Here is a 4,118-nt window from a genome sequence, read left to right as displayed (position 1 = left end):
CGGGGCCTACTCGACGTCGAACTCGCGGGCGGCCAGTGCCCGGACGATCCCGGCCCGCCCCTCGGAGACCAGACGGCGCAGCGCGGCCGGACGCGACCCGTCGGCCAGCCAGGCGTCGGCGGCGTCGACCGTCGACTGCGCGATGACCCCGGACGGGAACAGGCCGAGCACCACGTTCTGGGCCAGCTCCGAGGTCCGCCGCGCCCACACGTCGTCGATCTCGGCGAAGTAGCGCTGCACGTACGGGTCGAGCAGGTCGCGCTGGGCCGGGTGCGAGAACCCGCCGATGATCGACTCGTTGATCGCGTTCGGGAGCTCGTCGTCGTGCACGGCGCGCTGCCAGGCCAGCTCCTTGGCCTCCGCGGTCGGGATCAGCGCCCGGGCCCGCTCGGCCTGCCGCGTCCCGGTCGAGGTCGGGTCGCGGCGCAGCTCCTCGTCGATCTCGGTCTCGGCGGCCCGCCCGTGCGCGACGAGGGCCTGCAGCAGGCGCCAGCGCAGGTCGGTGTCGATCGTGAGGCCCTCGGGGACGTCGACGTCGTAGAGCCAGCCTCGCATCCGGTCCAGGGTGCCGGCCGGCAGCACGCTCGAGGCCAGCGAGTTCACCACGGCCAGCTGCACGTCCGAGCCCGCCGGGGCGGTGTCGAGGCGGAACCGCAGCGCGTCGGTCAGCAGCGGCCAGCCACGGTCGCGGGCCCACGCCGGGTCGGCGTAGGACGACACCGCGACCTGGGTCTGCATCAGCAGCCGCTGCACGACGCCGATCTCGGACTCCGAGCCGAACCCGCCGGACACCAGGTTCACGAAGTCGCGGGCCTTGAGCTCGGCCTCGCGGGTCATCTCCCAGGCCGAGGACCAGCACAGGGTGCGCGGCAGCGGCTCGGCGATGTCGCCGATCCGGTCGATCAGCACGGCCAGCGAGTCCGGGTCCAGGCGCAGCGCGCAGTAGGTGAGGTCGTCGTCGTTGACCAGCACCAGTTTGCCGCGGGGCATCCCGACCAGGTCCGGGACGGGCGTCCGCTCGCCGGACACGTCGATCTCGACGCGGTGGGTGCGGACGAGCGTACCGGTGGCCGGGTCGTCGTCGTAGACGCCGACCGCGATCCGGTGCGTGCGCAGCTCACCGGCGCCGGGCCGGGCACCGCCCTGCACGACGTCGAACGACGTGAACGCGCCGGAGGCGTCGACCTGGAACGACGGGCGCAGCAGGTTGAGACCGGTCGTGCGCAGCCACTGCGCGCCCCAGTCCGACAGGTCCCGCCCGGACGCCTTCTCCAGCGAGCCGAGCAGGTCGTCGAACGTGGCGTTGCCCCAGGCGTGCGCGGCGAAGTAGTCCCGCAGCCCGGCCAGGAACGACTCCAGCCCGACGTAGGCGACGAGCTGCTTGAGCACCGACGCGCCCTTGGCGTAGGTGATCCCGTCGAAGTTCACCTCGACGGCCTGCAGGTCCTCGATGTCGGCGGCGATCGGGTGCGTCGAGGGGAGCTGGTCCTGGCGGTAGGCCCAGGACTTCTCCACGTTCGCGAACGTCGTCCAGGCCTCGGTGTACTCGGTGGACTCGGCCTGGCACAGGACGCTGGCGAAGGTCGCGAACGACTCGTTGAGCCACAGGTCGTCCCACCAGCGCATGGTCACGAGGTCGCCGAACCACATGTGCGCCATCTCGTGCAGGATCGTCTCGGCGCGGCGCTCGTAGTTCGTGCGCGTGACCCGGGACCGGAAGACGTAGTCCTCGAGGAACGTGACCGCGCCTGCGTTCTCCATCGCCCCGGCGTTGAACTCCGGCACGAACAGCTGGTCGTACTTGCCGAACGGGTAGGGCACCCCGAAGTTGCGGTGGTAGAAGTCGAAGCCCTGCCGGGTCTCGGTGAAGATCCGCTCGTGGTCCATGTGCGGGGCCAGCGAGGAGCGGCAGTAGATGCCCAGCGGGATCGTCGCGTGCTCGTCGCGGTAGGTGTCGGTCCACACCGCGTACGGGCCGGCGATCAGCGCGACCAGGTAGGTCGACATGATCTCGCTGGTCGCGAAGCGGTGCGCGATCGACCCGCCCGCACCGGGCGGGTCCTGCTCGGCGGTCGCGTTGGACACGACCTTCCAGTCCGCCGGGGCCACCACGGTGATCGTGTAGCGGGCCTTGAGATCGGGCTGGTCGAAGCAGGGGAACAGCCGCTTCGCGTCCGCGGTCTCGAACTGCGAGTACAGGTACACCGCGCCGTCGACGGGGTCGACGAACCGGTGCAGGCCCTCCCCGGTGTTGGTGTAGCGGCCGGTGGAGACCAGGTGCAGCTCGTTCTCCGCGGCCAGGTCCGGCAGCGTCAGGCCCTCGTCCTCGCGGTAGCCCGTCGTCTCGAGCGCGGTGCCGTTGAGCGTGGCCGATGCGATGCCGTCGCCGACCCAGTCGATCCAGCTCGCCGCGCCGGGCTCGGAGCAGGTGAACCGCACCGTCGTGTCGACGGCGTAGGTCTTCTCACCCGGGCCGCCTGCGCCGTCGGTGAGATCGAGGTCGACCCGGTAGTCCGACACGGAGAGAAGCGCGGCGCGCTTCTCGGCGTCGGAGCGGGTGAGGTTCGGCGGGGTCATGGGGGTCCTCACAAAGGTGGAGCCGGCGGAGCGGTCATCGGCTCCTGCCGGGGGTCGCAGGGCATCCAATCACGTGTGCCCGCCCGGGCCCGCGTCCATTCCCGCTCCCGCGTGGCGTTCTCGCCCGGCGCGGGAACATCGCCCGCCGCCGGTGGTGTTGGACGGGACATGACCACTGCTGCGAAGCCCGCCCGTGTCGATGTCTGGTTCGATCCGCTGTGCCCGTGGGCATGGCTGACCTCGCGCTGGGCGCTCGAGGTGGAGAAGGTCCGGGACGTGGACGTCGCGTTCCACGTGATGAGCCTGGCCGTGCTCAACGAGGGCCGCGACCTGCCCGAGCAGTACCGCGAGATGATGGACAAGGCGTGGGGCCCGGTGCGGGTCGCGATCGCCGCCGCGGAGCAGAAGGGCGACGAGATCCTGCGCCCGCTCTACACCGCGATGGGCGAGCGCATCCACAACCAGCAGAACAAGGACTTCGACGACGTCATCAAGGGCGCTCTCGAGGAGCTGGGCCTGGACCCGTCGCTGGCCGACGTCGCGCACTCCACCGAGTTCGACGAGAAGCTGCGCAAGAGCCACCACGCCGGGATGGACCCGGTCGGCCTGGACGTCGGCACGCCGACCATCCACGTCGACGGTGTCGCGTTCTTCGGCCCGGTCATCTCCCGGGTGCCCAAGGGCGAGGACGCCGGACGCCTGTTCGACGGTGCGCGCCTGATGGCGGAGAACCCGTACTTCTTCGAGCTCAAGCGCACCCGTACCGAGGACCCGAACTTCGACTACTAGGCGCGATCCCGGTCGGTGACCCGGTCCTTGATCACGGCAACCGGCAGGAACACGACAGATCTGTCGCGTTCCCGCCGGTTGCGCCGATCATGGCTGGGCAGGCCTGACGATCGTGAACGGTTCCGGCCGTTCCGGCCCGGCGGGGCGGCGGGCCCGTCCAGGGTGGCCGGATGTTGGAGCACCGAGGACCCGTCTGGCGGCACGCGCCGGCCGCGCTGGGGACTGCGCTGCTGGCCGTCGTCACGGTCGTCGGCACCCAGGTCGCGCTGGCCGACGCCGGCAACCCGCGCGCCCCGCTGAGCCCGTACGGCGAGGGTGGCTTCACGGTCGGCGTGGCGGCGGTCGACAAGCGGATCACGATCACCTCCGCCGACGACGGCTCCTACGTTCTGGGCTACACCCCCGCAGGCGGCGACGTGGTGCTCGACCTCGACCTCCTCTCCGGTGACGAGGCCCAGCCCTGGTGGTACGACGCGGGGACCGGGCGGACGCTGAAGATGGCGGCACTGGCCAGCGCGGGCGTGGCCCGGTTCCCGGCGCCGAAGGAGGGCGGTGGACCGGCCTGGGTGCTCGTCGTCGACGACATCGCGGCCGGGTACGGCAGCCCGGACCGCGAGGTCGTCGCCCAGGCGACCGGGGAGGGCGACACCGGAGCCGGCGGGGCATCGGCGTCGGGGGCGTCGGCGTCGGCGTCGGGAAGCGGGTCCTCCGGTAGCACTTCCTCGGGCAGCGGTTCGTCGGATGCCGCGACC

Annotated in this window: 3 protein-coding genes; 2 read left to right on the top strand and 1 reads right to left on the bottom strand. The window is 71.5% G+C overall.

Annotated features, from left to right (window positions below):
• Positions 1-6: 6 nt before the first annotated feature.
• Positions 7-2,577, bottom strand: coding sequence for an aminopeptidase N (gene pepN, locus I4I78_RS30915; RefSeq protein WP_218615048.1), 2,571 nt, complete (start codon positions 2,575-2,577; stop codon positions 7-9).
• Between the two features lie 168 nt (positions 2,578-2,745).
• On the opposite strand from pepN, the gene I4I78_RS30910 reads away from it, so the two are divergent.
• Together I4I78_RS30910 and I4I78_RS30905 are read left to right on the top strand one after the other, a co-directional pair.
• The gene (locus I4I78_RS30910; protein WP_218615047.1) at positions 2,746-3,366 is read left to right on the top strand and encodes a DsbA family protein; all 621 of its coding nucleotides are present in this window, start codon (positions 2,746-2,748) and stop codon (positions 3,364-3,366) included.
• 170 nt (positions 3,367-3,536) lie between these two features.
• Positions 3,537-4,118: putative collagen-binding domain-containing protein (locus I4I78_RS30905; RefSeq protein WP_275958034.1), on the top strand; the 582-nt coding region annotated here is incomplete at its 3' end.

The organism is Pseudonocardia sp. KRD291 (assembly GCF_019263595.1).
GTDB lineage: Bacteria > Actinomycetota > Actinomycetes > Mycobacteriales > Pseudonocardiaceae > Pseudonocardia.
The sequence above is the reverse complement of the archived record's forward strand: the minus strand, read 5'-3'. Positions and strand labels throughout refer to the sequence as shown.

Excerpts from the sequence above, each read along its gene's own strand:
- pepN (WP_218615048.1), bottom strand. The coding sequence starts at position 2,577 with ATGACCCCGCCGAACCTCACCCGCTCCGACGCCGAGAAGCGCGCCGCG.
- I4I78_RS30910 (WP_218615047.1), top strand. The coding sequence starts at position 2,746 with ATGACCACTGCTGCGAAGCCCGCCCGTGTCGATGTCTGGTTCGATCCG.